At 67.8% G+C, this 18,360-nt stretch carries 18 protein-coding genes and 1 pseudogene; 7 read left to right on the forward strand and 12 right to left on the reverse strand.

Features of this window, described 5'->3' with window-relative positions:
• Positions 1 to 72 precede the first annotated feature (72 nt).
• From ureC to OCT48_RS10985, 7 genes are all read right to left on the reverse strand, one after another.
• Positions 73 to 1,788 (reverse strand): urease subunit alpha, encoded by a 1,716-nt coding sequence (ureC, locus tag OCT48_RS10955; RefSeq protein ID WP_263589194.1) that lies wholly within the window; start codon positions 1,786 to 1,788, stop codon positions 73 to 75.
• The gene (locus tag OCT48_RS10960; protein ID WP_263589195.1) at positions 1,785 to 2,114 is read right to left on the reverse strand and encodes an urease subunit beta; all 330 of its coding nucleotides are present in this window, start codon (positions 2,112 to 2,114) and stop codon (positions 1,785 to 1,787) included. The genes ureC and OCT48_RS10960 overlap by 4 nt, the downstream gene beginning before the upstream one ends.
• 78 nt (positions 2,115 to 2,192) lie before the next feature.
• Positions 2,193 to 2,495 carry an urease subunit gamma gene (gene ureA, locus OCT48_RS10965; RefSeq protein ID WP_263589196.1) on the reverse strand — a complete coding sequence of 101 codons (303 nt, stop codon included), beginning with the start codon at positions 2,493 to 2,495 and terminating at the stop codon, positions 2,193 to 2,195.
• 152 nt (positions 2,496 to 2,647) lie between these two features.
• The gene (locus OCT48_RS10970) at positions 2,648 to 3,550 is read right to left on the reverse strand and encodes an urease accessory protein UreD (RefSeq protein WP_263589197.1); all 903 of its coding nucleotides are present in this window, start codon (positions 3,548 to 3,550) and stop codon (positions 2,648 to 2,650) included.
• A 352-nt stretch (positions 3,551 to 3,902) separates the two neighbouring features.
• Positions 3,903 to 5,429, reverse strand: a complete 1,527-nt coding sequence (locus OCT48_RS10975; protein ID WP_263589198.1) for a tripartite tricarboxylate transporter permease — start codon at positions 5,427 to 5,429, stop codon at positions 3,903 to 3,905.
• A complete protein-coding gene (locus OCT48_RS10980) occupies positions 5,429 to 5,881 on the reverse strand; it encodes a tripartite tricarboxylate transporter TctB family protein (protein WP_263589199.1) in 453 nt (150 codons plus the stop codon). The genes OCT48_RS10975 and OCT48_RS10980 overlap by 1 nt, the downstream gene beginning before the upstream one ends.
• On the reverse strand, positions 5,881 to 6,867 hold the full coding sequence (locus OCT48_RS10985) for a Bug family tripartite tricarboxylate transporter substrate binding protein (RefSeq protein ID WP_263589200.1): 987 nt from the start codon (positions 6,865 to 6,867) through the stop codon (positions 5,881 to 5,883). The genes OCT48_RS10980 and OCT48_RS10985 overlap by 1 nt, the downstream gene beginning before the upstream one ends.
• Before the next feature lie 191 nt (positions 6,868 to 7,058).
• On the opposite strand from OCT48_RS10985, the gene OCT48_RS10990 reads away from it, so the two are divergent.
• The 4 genes from OCT48_RS10990 to OCT48_RS11005 are packed head-to-tail and all read left to right on the forward strand — an operon-like array spanning position 7,059 to position 10,775.
• Positions 7,059 to 7,667, forward strand: a complete 609-nt coding sequence (locus OCT48_RS10990; protein ID WP_263589201.1) for an IclR family transcriptional regulator — start codon at positions 7,059 to 7,061, stop codon at positions 7,665 to 7,667.
• On the forward strand, positions 7,664 to 8,326 hold the full coding sequence (locus OCT48_RS10995; protein ID WP_263589202.1) for a response regulator transcription factor: 663 nt from the start codon (positions 7,664 to 7,666) through the stop codon (positions 8,324 to 8,326). Before OCT48_RS10990 ends, OCT48_RS10995 begins: the two co-directional genes overlap by 4 nt.
• On the forward strand, positions 8,323 to 9,696 hold the full coding sequence (locus OCT48_RS11000; protein WP_263589203.1) for a sensor histidine kinase: 1,374 nt from the start codon (positions 8,323 to 8,325) through the stop codon (positions 9,694 to 9,696). The genes OCT48_RS10995 and OCT48_RS11000 overlap by 4 nt, the downstream gene beginning before the upstream one ends.
• Positions 9,693 to 10,775 (forward strand): ABC transporter substrate-binding protein, encoded by a 1,083-nt coding sequence (locus OCT48_RS11005; protein WP_263589204.1) that lies wholly within the window; start codon positions 9,693 to 9,695, stop codon positions 10,773 to 10,775. The genes OCT48_RS11000 and OCT48_RS11005 overlap by 4 nt, the downstream gene beginning before the upstream one ends.
• A 36-nt stretch (positions 10,776 to 10,811) precedes the next feature.
• On the opposite strand, the gene OCT48_RS11010 is transcribed toward OCT48_RS11005, so the two are convergent.
• The 5 genes from OCT48_RS11010 to OCT48_RS11030 form a co-directional block, all read right to left on the reverse strand.
• Positions 10,812 to 11,231 (reverse strand): septal ring lytic transglycosylase RlpA family protein, encoded by a 420-nt coding sequence (locus OCT48_RS11010; RefSeq protein WP_263589205.1) that lies wholly within the window; start codon positions 11,229 to 11,231, stop codon positions 10,812 to 10,814.
• A gap of 48 nt (positions 11,232 to 11,279) precedes the next feature.
• Positions 11,280 to 12,155 carry a uroporphyrinogen-III C-methyltransferase gene (gene cobA / locus OCT48_RS11015; protein WP_263589206.1) on the reverse strand — a complete coding sequence of 292 codons (876 nt, stop codon included), beginning with the start codon at positions 12,153 to 12,155 and terminating at the stop codon, positions 11,280 to 11,282.
• Between the two features lie 195 nt (positions 12,156 to 12,350).
• Positions 12,351 to 13,811 carry a sodium-dependent transporter gene (locus tag OCT48_RS11020; RefSeq protein ID WP_263589207.1) on the reverse strand — a complete coding sequence of 487 codons (1,461 nt, stop codon included), beginning with the start codon at positions 13,809 to 13,811 and terminating at the stop codon, positions 12,351 to 12,353.
• Positions 13,812 to 13,978: 167 nt separating this feature from the next.
• The gene (gene hppD / locus OCT48_RS11025; protein WP_263589208.1) at positions 13,979 to 15,082 is read right to left on the reverse strand and encodes a 4-hydroxyphenylpyruvate dioxygenase; all 1,104 of its coding nucleotides are present in this window, start codon (positions 15,080 to 15,082) and stop codon (positions 13,979 to 13,981) included.
• Positions 15,083 to 15,308: 226 nt separating this feature from the next.
• Positions 15,309 to 15,629: an MTH1187 family thiamine-binding protein gene (locus OCT48_RS11030; RefSeq protein WP_263589209.1), complete on the reverse strand. Its 321-nt coding sequence runs from the start codon at positions 15,627 to 15,629 to the stop codon at positions 15,309 to 15,311.
• A 137-nt stretch (positions 15,630 to 15,766) separates the two neighbouring features.
• Between OCT48_RS11030 and cfa the strand changes: the two genes are divergently transcribed.
• The 3 genes and pseudogenes from cfa to OCT48_RS11045 all read left to right on the forward strand — a co-directional run bounded on the left by cfa (position 15,767) and on the right by OCT48_RS11045 (position 18,349).
• Positions 15,767 to 16,918, forward strand: coding sequence for a cyclopropane fatty acyl phospholipid synthase (cfa, locus tag OCT48_RS11035; RefSeq protein WP_263589210.1), 1,152 nt, complete (start codon positions 15,767 to 15,769; stop codon positions 16,916 to 16,918).
• 39 nt (positions 16,919 to 16,957) lie between these two features.
• A pseudogene (locus OCT48_RS11040) lies at positions 16,958 to 17,155 on the forward strand (class I SAM-dependent methyltransferase); the annotation flags it as partial.
• A 279-nt stretch (positions 17,156 to 17,434) separates the two neighbouring features.
• Positions 17,435 to 18,349 carry a GGDEF domain-containing protein gene (locus OCT48_RS11045; protein ID WP_263589211.1) on the forward strand — a complete coding sequence of 305 codons (915 nt, stop codon included), beginning with the start codon at positions 17,435 to 17,437 and terminating at the stop codon, positions 18,347 to 18,349.
• The last annotated feature ends 11 nt before the right edge of the window (positions 18,350 to 18,360 follow it).

Consider the following 18,360-nt stretch of genomic DNA (forward strand, 5'->3'; position numbering starts at 1 on the left):
TGGGAGTGAGGAGTGACTCCGCCCCCTTCTCTCTTACCCTTTACCCCACACTCCTCCTGCGCTGCAGGCGTGCTAGAACAAGTGATAGCGCTGGGCCAGGGGCAGTTCGGCCAGCGGCTCGCAGCTCAGCAGTTCGCCGTCGCAACGCACCTCGTAGGTCTGGGGGTCCACGCTGAGGGCGGGACAGGCATCGTTGAGCTTCATGTCGCCCTTCCTCACCTGCCTGACATCGCGACAGGCGGCCAGGTCGCTGTCCAGCCCGAGCCGGTCCTTGATGCCGGCGTCCAGGGAGGCCTGGCTGACGAAGGTCAGCCGGGAGCGGCTCGCCGCCCGGCCGAAGGCACCGAACATGGGGCGGTAGTGCACCGGCTGGGGCGTGGGGATCGAGGCATTGGGATCGCCCATGGGGGCGGCGGCGATCATGCCGCCCTTGAGGATCAGCGCCGGCTTGACGCCGAAGAAGGCCGGGTCCCACAGCGCCAGATCGGCCAGCTTGCCGACCTCCACCGAGCCCACCTCATGGGCGATGCCATGGGTGAGGGCCGGGTTGATGGTGGTCTTGGCGATATAGCGCCTGGCGCGGAAGTTGTCGGCACCGCGCGCCTGATCCTCGGGCAGCAGCCCACGCTGCAGCTTCATCTTGTGGGCGGTCTGCCAGGTGCGGCAGATCACCTCGCCGACCCGCCCCATGGCCTGGGAGTCCGAGGCGATCATCGAGATCACGCCCAGGTCGTGGAGGATGTCCTCGGCGGCGATGGTCTCGCGACGGATGCGCGAGTCGGCGAAGGCCACGTCCTCGGGTATCGCCGGATCCAGGTGGTGGCAGACCATCAGCATGTCGAGATGCTCGTCGATGGTGTTCACCGTGTAGGGCCGGGTGGGATTGGTCGACGACGGCAGCACGTAGGGCTTGGCACAGGCGGTGAGGATATCGGGCGCATGGCCGCCCCCCGCGCCCTCGGTATGGTAGGTATGGATACCGCGTTCCTTGAAGGCGGCCAGGGTGTCCTCGACGAAGCCGGACTCGTTGAGGGTGTCGGTATGGATGGCCACCTGGACGTCGTAGCGCTCGGCCACGCCGAGGCAGTTGTCGATGGCGGCCGGCGTGGTCCCCCAGTCCTCGTGCAACTTGAGGCCCATGGCCCCCGCCTCGAGCTGGGCTTCCAGGGCTTCCGGCAGGCTGGCGTTGCCCTTGCCGAGAAAGCCGATATTCATCGGCAGGCCGTCCACGGCCTGGAGCATCCGGCCGATATGCCAGGCCCCCGGGGTGCAGGTGGTGGCATTCGAGCCGGTGGCCGGGCCGGTCCCGCCCCCCAGCATGGTGGTGACCCCGCTCATCAGCGCCTCCTCCACCTGCTGGGGACAGATGAAGTGGATATGGGCGTCGACGGCACCGGCGGTGAGGATCTTGCCCTCCCCGGCGATGACCTCGGTGCCCGGCCCGATGACCAGCTGGACGTCTGGCTGGGTGTCGGGGTTGCCGGCCTTGCCGATGGCGGCGATGCGCCCCGCCCTGAGGCCCACGTCGGCCTTGACGATCCCCCACCAGTCGAGGATCAGGGCATTGGTGATCACGGTATCCATCACGGCATCATCGACACGCTGGCTCTGCCCCATGCCGTCGCGGATCACCTTGCCACCACCGAACTTCACCTCGTCGCCGTAGTGGGTGGCATCCCGCTCCACCTCGATCCACAGCGCGGTGTCGCCGAGGCGCACCCGGTCGCCGGTAGTCGGTCCGTACATATCGGCATAGGCCTGGCGGCTGATCTGCTTCCCGGACGTCATGAGCGACCTCCCTGCCGGTCGTCCAGCACACCCATCACCTCGCCGCGAAAGCCGAAGATATGCCGACTCCCCGCATAGGGGATCAGCGTCACCTCCCGGACCTGGCCGGGCTCGAAGCGAATCGCCGTGCCGGCGGCGACATCCAGGCGGTAGCCCCGCGCCCGGGCCCGATCGAAGACCAGGGCCGGGTTGGCCTCGGCGAAGTGGTAGTGGGAGCCGATCTGTACCGGCCGGTCGCCGGTATTGGCGACCTCGAGGCTGATCCTTTCGCGGCCCTCGCAGAGCGCGATCTCGCCGTCCTTCAATTGATATTCACCGGGAATCATGTCGTGGCTCCTTGCAGTCGCCGTGAGGGGTTAAGGGTTAGGGGTAACTCCATACCCCTTACCCCGCACTCCCCTCCTTCACACAATCGGGTCATGGATCGTGACCAGCTTGGTGCCGTCCGGAAAGGTCGCCTCGACCTGCACCTCGTCGACCATCTCGGCCACGCCTTCCATCACGTCGTCGCGGCCGAGGATCTCGCGTCCCGCGCTCATCAGCTCGGCGACGCTCCTGCCGTCGCGCGCCCCCTCCATGACCTCGCAGCTGATCAGCGCCACCGCCTCGGGGTAGTTCAGCTTGAGGCCGCGAGCCCGGCGCCGCTCGGCCAACAGGCCGGCGGTGAAGAGCAGCAGCTTGTCCTTGTCTCTCGGGGTGAGTTCCATCGCGGTAGCTCCCAAACCATGTCGCTTTCATTCGATGCCAAGCCTGTCGCAACCAAGCTGGAAGAGCGGCGCTGCGCGCCTGGAAGCGAGAAGCTCGAAGAACCCCCTTAGCCAGATCACGGGGACTTCCAGCTTCAAGGTTCCGGCTGTTGTCAGGTCCGCCAGATCCGCGGCACGCAGGCCTCCCGGCCGATCAGCCTCGGTCGCAAGACCTTCCAGGCCGCCTCGCACAGCCGCCAGGCCTCGTTGCGGTCATTGCCCAGGTAGCGCAGCAACAGCACGCCGTGACGCACCGTCACCGCCCAGCAGGGGTTCGCGGGGAGCCGCCCGCGGAGCGCCTCGATGGCATCGCTCTCCTCGCTCAGGCCCACCGCCCAGAGGGTCGCCTGGACGCTCGCGCCCCCCTGCCCCCAGCGCCCCCGGAAGCGCGGGTGGGCCGGGTCGAGGGGTTGGCGCTCCAGCCATAGCGGCCGCCCATCGCGGAGCAGGCGAAAGCGCTGTTCGATGCATCCACTGACATAGGGAAGCCGGCTGGCCGGGCGTCCCAGGGCCAGCACCTCCCAGCCCAGGCAACGGGCCCCACCGGCAAGCTCGATGGTCGTGCGCTGCACGCCCCGGGAACCGTCGAAAGCGATGGTTTCCTGGGGCAGCCATTCGAGGACGGCGCCGTCTGCCGCGCGCAGCCGGGTATGCTGGCCCCAGGCAACGCCGTGGCTGTCCGCCATGTAGAGCTTGTTGGCGGCCGGCGTGGTCAGCAGCGCATGAGCTCCCATCTCGACATCCGCGGTGATGCGCAGCGCATCGCCGCTGACCAGGCCGCCCGGGGGATGCAGCAGGTAGAGGTGGCAGGCGCCGGGGCGGCCTGCCGCATCGCGCCCTTCCGGATAGAAGGGGCGCTGGACTCGCAATGGCCCCTGGTGACGCGCCCTGGCCAGACGGGTCACGCCATCCCGTGCCGAGAAGCCGAGGTCCAGCGACGCCGCCCAGCGGCGGCCGGCATCGAAGCGGTGGCCCGACTCGGGGTGGGAAGGGATGGCGCGCGGGATGGCCGTCATCGACAAGGGTCCTGTGCGTCCGGTGGCTATTGCCTCTCCCTCAGCAAGTCGCGTACCAATCTGGTGAAGCCACCAAAAAACCGTTTCTTATCAGATGGTTGTTTTGTACACAAAGAGGTATCCGGATGCCCGCTTGCACCATCGGCGCCGCTGAGCGAGTGGGCTTTTGCACCATCCGAGTACGCGAGAGCGACGAACGCACCGTCATGGGGCAAAGCGTCCGCCACGGCCGAGGCTGAGACGGGCACTCGTAGCCCGTAGCATGAGGCAGGCCGGGTTCGGCCGCCCGGAAAGCACGAGGGGCGCCGGCCTGGCCGGCGCCCCTCGTGGCGCTGCGGGGAATATCGGGCGATCAGTCGCCCTCCGGCCCCCCCGTGCCGGTCTGGAGCTGCATGCGGCGACGCAGCAGCGGGCCGACGATATAGGGCAGGATCAGCCCCAGGCCGGCGAACACCCACAGGCCGATGGCCAGGCCGCTGTCCCAGAGGATGGTCCAGTCGCCGTCGGAGATGTCCATGGCATGGCGCAGGTTCTTCTCCATCTCCGGCCCCAGCAGCAGGCCGAGGATGATCGGCACCAGCGGGATCTCCAACTTGCGGAAGATGTACCCGGCAACGCCGAAGGCCACCATGAAGTAGAGGTCGAAGGTGGTGTTGCTGATCGAGTAGATGCCCACGAAGGCGATCATGGTCACCACCGGCAGCAGGTACATCGGCGGCACCGAGAGCAGCTTGACGAAGATGCCCACCAGCGGGATGTTCAGCACCAGCAGCAGGAAGTTGCCGATCAGCAGCGCGGCGATCACGCCCCAGACGATGTCGGCGTTCTGGGTGAACATCAGCGGCCCGGGGGTGATGTTCAGCGAGATCAGCAGTGCCAGCAGCACCGCGGTGGTACCGCTGCCCGGCACGCCGAGGGTCAGCATGGGCACCAGGGCCCCGCTGGAGGCACCGTTGTTGCCGGCCTCGGGCCCGGCCACGCCGCGCGGGTCGCCCTTGCCGAAGTAGCCCTTCTTGCCGACGATCTTCTTCTCGAGGGTATAGCCGATGAAGCTGCCCAGGGACGCGCCGGCGCCCGGCAGCACCCCGGCGATGAAGCCCAGCACGCCGCCCCGGAAGCTGGACGGCAGGATGTTGCGGATGTCCTTCCAGCTGAGCGTGAGCTTGTTGACGGCCATCTTCTCCTTGCCGCCGCCGGCCTTCTCCTCGATGAAGAACAGCAGCTCGGAGATGGCGAACAACCCGACGATGGCGATGATGAAGTCCACGCCCTCGTAGAGCTCCAGGGTACCGAAGGTGTAGCGCTGCACGCCGGTGTTGTCGATGCCCACGGTGGCGATCATCAACCCGATGGCGGCGGCCACCACGGTCTTCATGGGGTTCTTGCCGGTGATGCCGCCGAGGGTGGCGAAGGCCAGCAGGAAGAGCGCGAAGTACTCCGCCGGGCCGAAGGTCAGGGCGAAGTCGGCGAGCAACGGCGCCAGCAGGATCAACCCGATGGTGGCGACCAGGCTGCCGATGAAGGAGGCCACGGCGGAGATCGCCAGGGCCTCGGAAGCCTTGCCCTGTTGCGCCATCGGATAGCCGTCGAGGCAGGTCATCATCGCCGGCTCGTCGCCGGGAATGTTGAGCAGGATCGACGAGATGCGCCCGCCGTACATGGCGCCGGCATAGACCGAGGTGAGCATGATCATCGCGGTTTCCGGGGCCAGGCCGAGAGTGAAGGCCAACGGAATCAGGATCGCCACCCCATTGGCCGGGCCGAGCCCCGGCAGGGCGCCGATCAGGGTGCCGAGGAAGGCCCCGAGCAGCGCGAACATCAGGTTATGCGGTGCCAGCGCGACACCGAAGCCATCCATCAAAAAGCCAAGGGTCTCCATCAGCTCACCTCCAGGAACGAGAGCAGGCCCAGCGGCAGCGCCAGGTCGAGGGCGAAGTTGAAGAGCAGGAAGACCACCACGCCCGACGCCGCGCCGGTGACGAAGGCTCGCACCGGGGCGGAGCCCATGCGCCAGCACAGGGTGCCCACCGCCAGGGTCGTGCTGATGATGAAGCCCAGCGGCTGCAGCAGCGCGGCGTAGAGGATCAACACCACCACGGCGACGATCAGCTCGATGCCGGTGCGGCTCCACGGCCAGGCGTTATCCGGATCCGGCCGCACGACCATGTACAGGCTGGAGAGTGCCAGCACGACGGCCAGCAGGCGCGGGAAGGTCTCGGGACCGACGGCTTCGGTCCCGCCGAACGGCTCGGGGAACTGGGTCGTGCCCCAGCCGTACGCGACGGCCAGGGCGATCATCAGGACCCCGAAGATGCGGTCGTTGAAGGTCATTACTGAATCAGCCCGATGTCCTTGGAGAGGGTTTCGATCTCGGCGATCTGGTCCTTGACGAAGGTCTCGAACTCACCGGCGCTCATATGGAAGGGCATCAGGCCGTTCTGGGTCATGACGCTCTGCCACTCCTCGCTTTCATAGATGGTGTCCATGGCATCGACCCAGTACTGCCTGGCCTCGTCGGAGATGTCGGCCGGCATGTAGAAGCCGCGCCAGTTGGGGCCGAGGGCATCGATGCCCTGCTCCATGGCGGTCGGGATATCGGAGAACTCGCCCGGCAGGCGCTCCTCGGACAGCACCGCGAGCACCTTGAGGTCACCGGATTCCATGAAGCCCTGGGCCTCGGTGATGTCACCGGTGAAGGCGTCCACGTGCCCCCCGATCACCTGCGTCAGTGCCTCGCCGCCGTTGTTGTACGACAGGTAGGGAATCCGCGGCAGGTTCTCGACATCGGCGGCCTGGGCGGCGATCAGCACCTTGAGGTGATCCCAGCCCCCCTTGGCGCTGCCGCCGGCGAACTTGACCGCGCGCGGATCTTCCTTGAGGGCATCCATCAGGCCATTGAGATCTTCGTACTCGGAATCCGCCGACACGGCGATGATGCCGTAGTCGGCCCCGAGGGCGCCGATCCAGTTGACCATGTCGGCGTTCATGTTCGGGAACTGCCCCTGGGCCAGTCGCGTGGTGGTCGCGGTGGAGGCCGCCACCAGCAACTGCTCGTCGCCGGCACGCTTGCTGACGGTATGCCCGAAGGCCACGCCGCCACCGGCACCGGCCATGTTGATGGTCTGGACGCTGCGCGGAACGATATCCAGGTCCTCCATCACCTTGCCGACACTGCGGCAGGTGAAGTCCCAGCCGCCGCCCGGGTCGGCGGGGGCCAGGCACTCGACCTTGCCCTCGGGTTCGAAGGCCATGGCGGAGCCGGCGCTGACGGTGAAGGCGGCGACGGCGATGAGTTTGAGCGGCGTACTCTTGGACATTGTTGTGGTCCCCTGGACGGTGGAACGAAACGTTGGACTTGTCGAACGCTGACGACTGGCTTACAATTCTGTAAGGCAGAACCACGTTCTTCAGGATAGAAAGCTAGGCGCCTCGCTGGTCGGGGTCAACGCCTGGCCGTGAATTTGCGACCAAAGTTGCATCCCTCCTCCCGACCCCGGAGACCCCCAGAATGGCGCAGGATCGCGTGGAAGCGGTGGAGCGGGCCCTGACGGTACTCGAGGCCTTCGACGCCGAGCAGGAGGCCTTCAGCCTGGCCGAGCTGGCCCAGGCCACCGGCTTCTACAAGAGCACCCTGCTGCGGCTGCTCGGCTCGCTGGAACGCTTCGACTACGTGCAGCGTAGCCCCGACGGCCGCTGGCGACTCGGCTCCAGCCCGGTCCGCCTGGCCCGGCGGCATGCCCCATCACGACACCTGGCGGCCAGGGTCCAGCCCCAGCTCGAGCACCTGGCCGCTGAAACCGGGGAGACCGCGGCCCTGCTGGAGGCGCGCCACGGCGAGGCCGAGTGTCGGTTGGTGGCCCTGCCGGCCAGCGACCTGCGCCATGACCTGAGGCCCGGCAGCCGCTGGCCGACCACCAAGGACGACGACCCGCGCCCGGTCCTGCCCGGGGGCCACATGGAATGCCTGGCGCTGACGACCGGCCCCGACGAGCCGCGTTTCTGGCTGTCGCTGTCGGGCCCCGCCGGCCGCCAGCCGGCCGGTACGTGGCACCGGGCCCTGGAGGCGGCACGCGGCCGCCTGGAGGCACCTCAGGCCGAGGAGGAAACGACCCCATGAGACTGCTGCTGGTGGAGGATGATCACCTGCTGGCCGAGACGCTGGTCGATGCCCTGCGCCTCGAGGGCCACGACGTCGACCACCTGGCCGACGGCGACGCGGCCCGGGAGCGCCTGACCGGGCCGGAGCATGGCCTGTCGCTGGTGCTGCTGGACCTCAACCTGCCCGGCTGCGGGGGGCTGGAGGTGCTGGCGGCCCTGCGCGCCCACGACCGCGACACCCCGGTGCTGATCCTCACCGCCCGCGGCGCCATCGAGGACCGGGTGCGCGGGCTGGACCTGGGGGCCGACGACTACCTGGCGAAGCCCTTCGCCCTGGACGAGCTGGAGGCGCGCGTGCGGGCGCTGTTACGCCGCCGCGAGCGCGGCCAGCAGCTGCAGGTCGGCCCCCTGAGCTTCGACGGCCTGGCCCAGCGCTTCACCCTCGGCGACACGCCCCTGGCACTGCCGCCCCGGGAGCAACGCCTGCTGGCCTGCCTGATGCGTCACGCCGGCGAGCCGGTGGACAAGGCGCGACTCGCCGAGGAGGCCTTCCAGGACCAGCCCATGGGCGACAATGCCATCGAGGTCTATGTCCATCGCCTGCGCAAGCGCCTGGCCGATGGCGGTGTGGCCCTGCGCACGGTCCGCGGTCTGGGTTACCTGCTGGAGGCCACGTGATCCGCCGGGACAGCCTCTACCGACGGCTGCTGAGCTGGTTGCTGCTGCCCCTGCTGGCCCTGGGCGGCTTGATGGTGCTGCAGGCCTGGATGGATGCCCGCCGCACGGCCGACCGCGCCTATGACCGCCTGCTCGAGGCCGCCACCCTGGCGATCGCCGAACAGGTGCAGTGGCAGGAACAGCGCCTGTGGCTCGACCTCCCCCCCGCCGCCCTGGAGATGCTCGCCACCGACGCCGAGGAGCGGGTCTTCTATGCCCTCTACGATGCCCAGGGCCGATTCGTCACCGGCAACGCCGAGCTGCCCGGCGACCCCCGACAGGTCGGCGAGCGCGCCGATGGCCTGCTCTACCGCGATATCGTCTGGCGCGACCTGGCGCTGCGACAGGGGGTCCGCCGGGCGCGCCTGGAGGACTGGCGACAGCGCGAGCGCTTCGAGGTACGGGTCGCCCATACCCGCGAGGGGCGCGAGCGCCTGGCCGCCGAACTGCTGCGCGGCAACCTGGCCTATATCCTGACCATGGCGGCCCTGGCGGTGGTGATCCTGCTGCTGGCGATTCGCGCCGCTCTTGCCCCTCTCACCCGCTTGCGCCGCGCCATCCGCGCCCGCGACCCGCGCACCCTGGCTCCCCTGGCGCTGAGCCTGCCCAGGGAGCTCGCGGAACTGCGCGAGACCCTGAACGACCTGCTGGCCCGCATGCGCCGGGTCCGCGCCAACCAGGAACGCTTCATCGGCGACGCCTCCCACCAGTTGCGTACCCCCCTGGCGGGCCTGTCGGCGCGGGCCGAGCTGGCCCTGCGCCAGGACGACCCGGCCCGCTGGCGGGAGGCCCTCGAGGCCATGCACACCACCAGCGTGCGCACCTCGCGCCTGGCCATCCAACTGCTGTCGCTGACGCGCCTCGACAATCCCGAGTATCGTCCCGAGCTGGCCGTGCTGGACCTCAACACTCTGGCCCGCCAGGCCGTCAGGACTCACTGGAACGCCTGCCACCGGGACGGGGTCGACCTGGGGGTCGAGGCCTCGCCGTCGCCGGTGACGGTCAAGGGGCTCGACTGGCAGCTGGAGGAGGCACTCGGCAACCTGATCGACAACGCCAGGCGCTATGGCGCCCGACACATCACCGTGCGCACCCACGCCTCGCCGCCGACCCTGGAAGTGGAGGATGACGGGCCCGGGATCCCCGCCGAGCGCCGCCTGCTGATGCTGCGGCCCTTCCATCGCGGCAGCGATGACCCCGACGGCTCCGGCCTGGGACTGGCCATCGTCGACGGCATCGCCCGCACCCATGGTGCCCGCTTGATCCTCGAGGACGGCAGCGGCGGCCGCGGACTGAGGGTCGCCCTGCGCTTCCCGGGAGACACGCCATGAGGCAACGCGTCGCCACCCTGCTGCTGATGTGGCTGTGTGCCGCCCCCCTCGCCGCGGCACAGGAACGCCTGCACTACCCGGCGCGCCCCGGGCCCGGCCAGGCCACGGGGCAGCTGGTGATCCATGGGGCCCTGGACCTGGGGCATATCCGTCCCCTGCTGGCGACCTTCCACCGCTCGCATCCCGGCATCGAGCTGACCTACCGCAACCTCGACACCCTGCCGCTCCACGAGCGCTTCCTGGCCGCACCGGGCGAGGTGGATGTGCTGATCTCCTCGGCCATGCCCTGGCAGTACCGCCTGGCCAACGACGGCCATGCCCAGCCCCTCGACTCTGCCGTCGCCGCGGCCTGGCCGGACTGGGCCCGCTGGCGACAGGAGCTGTTCGCCTTCACCTTCGAGCCGGTGGTGATGGTGGTCCGCCGCGAGTTGATCGACCGCTTCGGCCGCCCGGAGAGTCATGCCGACTTGCTCGCCCTGCTCCAGCGGCATGGAGCGGCGCTGGCGGGGCGAGTGGTGACCTATGACCCCTCGCGCAGCGGCGCCGGCTACACCTATGCCATCGAGGAATCGCGGCTGTCGCCCCGCTACTGGGACCTGGTGGCCGCCTTCGGCCAGGCCGACGCGCGCCTGGTGGATACCACCGGCGAGATGCTGACGGGGCTCACGGAGGGGCGCTACTGGCTGGGCTACAACCTGCTGGGCAGCTATGCCCACCGGGTGGTAGAGCGAGATCCGGCGCTAGAGATGGTGATTCCCGATGACTATGCGCTGGTCACCCAGCGCCTGGCGCTGATTCCGCGCCAGGCTCCCCACCCGAGGAGCGCGCGACGCTTCCTGGACTTTTTGATCGGCCTGGAGGGCCAGCGGGTGATCGCCGAGCAGACCGCACTGGGCGCGATCCACCCGGCCCTGGATGGCCCGGGGACGGCGGGCCGCCTGCGCGCGACCCACGGCGAGGCCCTGCGACCCCTGACGCTGGGCCCGGGGCTGCTGGCCACCCTGGATGATCTCAAGCGACAGGCCCTGCTGGCCCGTTGGCGGCGGGAGTTTTCGCGGGGCGGCGAGGCAGGCGACTGACTCGCCGGGCCCGGCCGACTGGCCGGAGAGACAGGATCAGCGCACGTAGCTGAGCTGGACGGGGGCAGTACCGCGACTCAGCATGCCGAGGGCACGGGCGGCCTGCTTGGAGAGGTCGATCACGCGGCCGTCGACGAAGGGGCCCCGATCGGTGATCTCCACCTCGACCTGGCGGCCGGTATCGCGCCGGGTCACCAACACCTTGGTGCCGAAGGGCAGGCTCCGGTGGGCAGCGGTCAGGGCCTGCTGGTCGAAGGGCTCTCCGCTGGCGGTGGTACGCCCCTGGAAGCGGTCGCTGTAGAAGGAGGCGACCCCCTTCTGGATCGCAACATCGTCGCGGGACTGGTGGGCCAGCGAATCCCCCGCACAGCCGCTCAGCAGCAGCAGGGACAGCCCGAGACACAACAAACGCCACCCATGGGGACGAGTCGAACTCGCCTTGCGGGAATACACCATTCGTCACCTCACAACGACTTGTACGCCGATGTCGATCTCCCCGCGACCTCAGGCGCCTTGAGACGTGTCAGACGGCGTCGGGTGCTTTCCCTGCAACCAACCCATGCTGCCGGCGCGATCATTGTCGAACCAGGCCAGCGCGTCATGCAACGTCACCACGGTGCCGACGATGATAAGCGTCGGCGGTCGAATGATACCTAATTCGATGGCCGGCGGCAAGCTCGCCAGGCTCCCCACATGCACGCGCTGGCGGGCGGTGGTGCCCTGCTCGATCAGGGCCAGGGGGGTGTCGGCGGCCAGGCCATGGGCCTTGAGCTGCTCGGCGATGATCGTCAGGCTGCCGAGCCCCATGTAGAACACCAGGGTCTGCCCGGGGCTCGCCAGGGCCGGCCAGTCGAGGTCGCAGCCGCCCTCGCGCAGGTGGCCGGTGATGAAGCGCACCGACTGGGCATGATCCCGATGTGTCAGGGGGATGCCGGCATAGGCCGCGCACCCCGAGGCCGCGGTGATGCCCGGCACGACCTCGACCTCGACCCCCGCGGCCACCAGCGTCTCGAGCTCTTCTCCGCCACGCCCGAAGATGAAGGGGTCGCCGCCCTTGAGGCGCACCACCCGCTTGCCGGCGTTCGCCCAGTCGACCAGCGCCTGGTTGATGCCCTCCTGGGGCACGCTGTGGTCCGAGCGGGCCTTGCCCACGTAGAGCTTCCAGGCCGCGGGGTTGGCCAGGGCCAGGATCTCGTCGCTGACCAGGCGGTCGTGGAGGATCACCTCGGCGGCCTGGAGACGCCGCAGGGCCTTGACGGTCAGCAGTTCCGGATCCCCCGGCCCCGCCCCGACCAGGCTGACCCGTCCCGGCGCCAGTTCGGAGACGGCCTTCGGCAACCGCACGCTATCGGGCGCCCGGGGATCGCTTGCGGCACTCATATTCCACACACTCGAGGTTGATAGGATTTAATATGCGATAAAGTAATTAATTTGCCGCCAGATTGCCACTATCGACTCTGCGCAAGCATATAACCACTGCGCCGCTCGCGGGCGACAGACGCGGCCATCCGCCCGGCCAACGACATCGCCCCCGCAAGGGCGGGGGCGATGTCGTCTCACCATGCGGGAATCGGCTCAGGCGCGGATGGCACGCTTGAGCCGCGGACTCGCCAGCTCGCCGACCACCGTGATCATGGCCAGCACCAGCAGCAACCAGGGCCACTGGGTCCCGAACTGCACCTTGGCGATGCCCAGGGCGTCGACGAAGATCACCAGGATCCCCAGCGGGCTGACGTAGCGCACCATGAACAGCCACAGGGCATGCCAGGCCGGGGACAAGCCGAGCTCCTCGCGGAAGGCCTCGTTCTTCAGCACGAAGCCGGCCAGCAGCACCATCCCCAGGCCGCCGAGCGGCATCATCCAGCGGGAGGTGAGGAAATCCAGCCAGCCGAAGAAGTGCTTACCGGCCAGGGTCCACTCGGCCCCCACGTTGAACGACAGCATGGCCAGGGTGCTGATCAGCCACAGCACGATGCCGGTGCCCCAGGAGGCGGTGCGCCGCGAGATGCCCTTGTTGTCGGTCAGCCAGGACACGGTGGCCTCGACCATAGAGATCGACGAGGTCAGCGCGGCCATGGACAGCATCACGAAGAACAGAATGCCGAACAGGGTGCCCAGCGGCATCGCCTGGAAGGCCAGCGGCAGGCTCATGAAGATCAGGCCGGGGCCGCTGCCCGGCTCCATGCCGTTGGCGAAGATCACCGGGAAGATCGCCAGGCCCGCCATCAGGGCCACCACGGTATCGGCCACGGCCACGCTGAGGGTGGTGCGGGCAATGGAGGCCCGGCCCGGCAGGTAGCTGCCGTAGGTGAGGATGGCCCCGGAGGCCAGAGACAGGGTGAAGAAGGCGTGGCCCAGGGCGGCCAGCATTCCCTCGCTGGACAGGCTGCCCGCGTCGAAGGTGAACAGGAAGCGCAGCGCCTCGACGAAGCCGCCGGAGAAGGCGCCATAGCCGATCAGGATGGCCAGCATCACGACCATGCCGGGCATCATCCAACTGACGCTCTTCTCGATGCCGGCCTGCACCCCCTTGCCGACGATGGCCATGGTGGCGATGGTCACCAGGGTGCTCCAGAAGCCCAGGTTCAGCGGGCTCTCGTTGTTCGCGCCGAAGATCGCCGCCATCTCGTCGACGCTGGAACCGGCCAGGCCGCCGCTGAGCATCTTCCACAGGTAGGCGAAGGACCAGCCGGCCACCACCACGTAGAAGGACAGGATCATGAAGCCGCAGAGCATGGCCATCCAGCCGAGCAGCGACCACACCGGGGAGGCGCCGGCCTCGCCGGCCACCCGGCGGATGGCGTCGATGGGGCTGCCGCGGCCACGGCGGCCGAAGGCGATCTCGGTCATCATCACCGGCACGCCGACCGCCAGGATGCAGGCCAGGTAGACCAGCACGAAGGCACCGCCGCCATACTCGCCGGTGATGTAGGGAAACTTCCAGATGTTGCCGAGGCCGACGGCGGAGCCGGTCGCGGCCAGGACGAAGCCCCAGCGGCCGAGCCACTGGGTACGGGGTTGAGCGTCGTTTGTCATGTCACACCAGGGATCACGGAACTGTTGTTGTCACCCGCCACGCGGCAGCAAGGCTGCCCATTGTGACGGATTTTATCGTGAATGGGCAGGGAGACGGGGGATTGTTCTGGCTATCTTCGCCCTGCCCGTCGATCCCGGCGGGCCTGCCGGGATCGACGAGGAGTGGATCAGTCGTCGGCCTCGAGCACGCCGCGACGGATCTGGTCCTCCTCGATGGATTCGAACAGGGCCTTAAAGTTGCCCTCGCCGAAGCCGTCGTTGCCCTTGCGCTGGATGATCTCGAAGAAGATCGGCCCGATCACCGTCTCGGTGAAGATCTGCAGCAGCACCCCCTGGTCGGGACCGCCGTCCACCAGCAGGTTCAGCTCGCGCAGCTCCTCGAGGTTCTCCTCGTGGTTGGGCACCCGCTGGTCGACCTTCTCGTAGTAGGTGTCCGGCGTGGTCAGGAAGGTCACGCCGTTGGCCTTCAGGGCGCGCACCGTGGCGTAGATGTCGTCGGTGGCCATGGCCAGGTGCTGGATGCCCTCGCCGTTGTACTCGCGCAGGAACTCGGCGATCTGCGAGTTATCGTCGGCGGACTCGTTGATCGGGATGTGCATCTTGCCGCAGGGCGCGGTCATGGCGCGGGAGTGCAGCCCGGTCTTCTTGCCGGCGATATCGAAGTAGCGGATCTCGCGGAAGTTGGCGACGCGGGTGTAGAAGTCCGCCCAGACGTCCATCTGCCCGCGGTCGACGTTGTGGGTCAGGTGGTCGAGCACCTCGAGGCCCACGCTGTGGTCCTGAGGCGTGCGCCCGGGGATCGGCGCGAAGTCGATGTCGTAGATGGTGCGGCCGTCGCCGTCGACCTTGTGGTCGACGAAATACAGCAGCGAGCCGCCGATGCCCTCGACGGCGGGAATGCCCACCTCGCCCTCACCCACCGGGGTCTCCACCGGCTTGGCACCGCAGGCCACGGCATGGTCGAAGGCCTGCCGGGCGTCGGCCACCTTCCAGGCCATGGCGCAGGCCGACGGGCCGTGGACACGGGCGAACTCGGCGGCGTGGCTATCCGGCTCGGCATTCAGCACGAAGTTGATATGCTCCTGCTGGAACAGCGTGACGGCCTTGGAACGGTGCTTGCGCGTCTCGGTGAAGCCCAGCTGGAGAAACAGCTGGCGCAGTGCCTCGATCCCCTCGGCGGTGGGGGCGGTATACTCGACGAATTCGAAGCCATCGGTGCCGATCGGGTTGGCGGTGTTGACGGTCTGGCTCGTCTGGGCAGGGGCGTTCATGAAGACCTCCGGGTCGCTTGTGGTTGTCGGGTCCGGGCTCGTCGGCCCTTGGGTGCCCCCAGCCTAGAGTGCCCCCGCCCCCACCGGAACGCCCCGAGACCACGCCTTCGCCGCCTCGGGTGGCCGCCTTGGCCACCCCGCTGTCAAGCATTCCTTACAGCCCCGGCGAGGCCATGACTGGCCTCGCCGGGGCGGCAAGCTTGGCTGACAGGCCGTAAGGAATTCGTTACACACGACCGCCGCCGGGTTCGCGCAACAGGGACTCGACGCTTCGCACCTTGTCGTCCATGTGCTGCTCGCGGTCGGTGCGCGTGCCGAGCTTGAGGGTGGTGGTGATGCGCGGCGCCCCCATCGCGTGCACGACCTCGTGGCAACGCTTGACCACGGCCATCACCTCGTCCCAGGGGCCCTCGATGTTGGTGCCGTAGGCGTGCATCCGGTGCTCCAGGCCGGAGGCCTCGATGACCCGCTGACAGGCGGCCACATGGGACGAGACGGATACCCCCACGCCCAGGGGCACCACGCAGAGATCGATGATGACATGCATTGTCCTTTCTCCTCGCTGCTCGCTGATAGTTGAACGCCTGGGGAATTCAGGTCTTGTATCAGTGGTCTATCATGATAAGAAACGCGGTTACGCCGCCAGTATCCGGCATCCAGCCACTGCGGGACCAGGAGGACTCCATGACCAGTGACTCACGCCTCGGCCCTGTTGCCCTGCCCGATACCCGGGCCCGTCACGTTGTCGAGAAGCTGCTGGACGGCTCCGGGGTGAGCCTCAACGGCGATGCCCCCCAGGACATCCGCGTCTACCATCCCGACTTCTTTTCCCGCATTCTCCATCAGGGCACCCTGGGGCTCGGCGAGTCCTACATGGATGGCTGGTGGGACTGCGAGCGCATCGACCGGATGGCGAACCTGATGCTGCACCATGGCCTCGGCGAACACGCCCAGTCGCCCTCCGAGCGGCTGATGTACCGCCTGCAGTCCGGGTTCTTCAACCTGCAGAGCCGGGCACGCGCCTACATCGTCGGCGAGGCGCACTATGACCTGGGCAACGATCTCTTCCGGCGCATGCTGGATGACACCATGTGCTATTCCTGCGGCTACTGGAAGGACGCTGACAGCCTCCACGAGGCCCAGAAGGCCAAGCTCGAGCTGGCCTGTCGCAAGCTCGACCTGAAGCCGGGCATGCACGTCCTGGATATCGGCTGCGGCTGGGGCAGCTTCGCCGAGCATGCCGCACGGCATCATGGCGTCAACGTCACCGGCATCACCATCTCCCGGGAGCAGGCCGACCTCGCCCAGGAGCGCTGCAAGGGCCTGCCGGCGGAGATCCGGCTCGAGGACTATCGCGACCTGCAGGGCCAGTTCGACCGCATCGTCTCCATCGGCATGTTCGAACATGTCGGCCACCGCAACTACGAGACCTACTTCGACACGGTGCGTCGCCTGCTGCCCGAGGACGGTCTCTTCGTGCTGCACACCATCGGCTCGAACAACTCGGAGATCAGCGTCGATCCCTGGTTCAACAAGTACATCTTCCCCAACGGGGTGCTGCCCTCGGCCGTGCATATCGCCAAGGCCAGCGAGGGACATCTGCTGATGGAGGACTGGCAGAACTTCGGCGCCGACTACGATCATACCCTGATGGCCTGGCTCGAGAACTTCGACGCCCACTGGCACGAGATCGCCGATCGCTACAACGAGCGCACCCGGCGCATGTTCCGCTATTACCTCTCGGTATGCGCCGGCGCCTTCCGGGCGCGCCATATGCAGCTCTGGCAAGTGGTCTTCTCCCGCGGTCGCCCGGGCCGCTACGACGCCCCGCGCTGACGGGTGGACTGGCGCTGTCCATGACCCCGCGCCGACTACGATCATACCCTGATGGCCTGGCCCGAGAACTTCGACGCCCACTGGCACGAGATCGCCGATCGCTACAACGAGCGCACCCGGCGCATGTTCCGCTATTACCTCTCGGTATGCGCCGGCGCCTTCCGCGCCCGCAACCTGCAGTTGTGGCAGGTCATCTACTCGCTGGGCCGCCCGAGCCGCTACGACGCCCCGCGCTGAGCGCAGCCCCGGGTGGACCGGCACTCCCACAGGATGGCATCGCCTGGTTTTTTATCGTGCTAACAACAAGCACGAAAAGGAGAAAAACGGGCGCCAATGCCGGAGAATTGTCGGTAATCTCCTACAACGGATGGGTAGTGCCAGCCTCTCGTCCGCCGTGTATCATATGCGCCTTGATAAGCAAATCAATAATGACATTGTCCTTCCGGGCGCCTGAAAGCGCGACAGGAAACGATGATGCATCTTCCTGTACGCAGCAGGAACGACAAGGACAACCGCATGCCTTCGATCGATGTCATGCCGTGTAGGGAACGACAGGAGCCACAGCGGGTTCTCGAACTGGCGGAACAGTTGCCCGGACTGATCTTCCAGCTCCACCGCAGCGAGGAGGGGCACCTGCACTTTCCCTACCTGGTGGGGAGCGGGACACGATTCCTCGACCTGGACCCCGCGGTGCTGGCCAGCGACGCCCGTCCGGCCCTCGAGTACGTCCACCACGACGATTATCCCCGGTTGATGGCCGCCATCGAGCGCTCGGTGAAGTGGTGCACCCGCATCGCCACCAAGTACCGCCTGATCGTCGAGGGCGGGCACTGTCGCTGGATCGCCGTACGCGCCCAACCCCAGCGGATCGAGAGCGGCGTGCTCTGGCACGGCATGATGTTCGACATCAGCGAGCAGGTGGCCGAAGAGGAGCGCCTTCGAGCGCTGTCCGACACCGACGCCCTTACCGGACTGGCCAATCGCCGCAAGTTTCTCCAGCGCCTGGACGAGGAGATCTCCCTGAGCAACCGGCATGCCACGCCCCTGTCGCTGATGATGCTCGACCTGGATCACTTCAAGGTCATCAACGACACCTGGGGGCACCTGCAGGGGGACGAGGTCCTGGCCTCACTGGCGGGTCACTGCCAGGCGCTGCTTCGCGAGGAAGACCTGCTGGCGCGGCTCGGCGGCGAGGAATTCGCGCTGCTGCTGCCGCTGACCCCACGGGCCCACGCCGAGCGACTGGCCGAGCGGCTACGCGAACACATCGCCGCGCAGGACTACGGCATGGGGAGCGGCCGCGTCACCGTCAGCCTCGGCATCGCCGAACACCGCGTCGGCGATACCCGGGATATCCTGATGAAACGCGCCGACGACGGCCTCTACCGGGCCAAGCACCAGGGCCGCAATCGGGTGGAGAGCGGCCACTGAATCCTCGATGG

It is taken from the genome of Halomonas sp. M4R1S46 (assembly GCF_025725685.1).
Lineage (GTDB): Bacteria > Pseudomonadota > Gammaproteobacteria > Pseudomonadales > Halomonadaceae > Halomonas.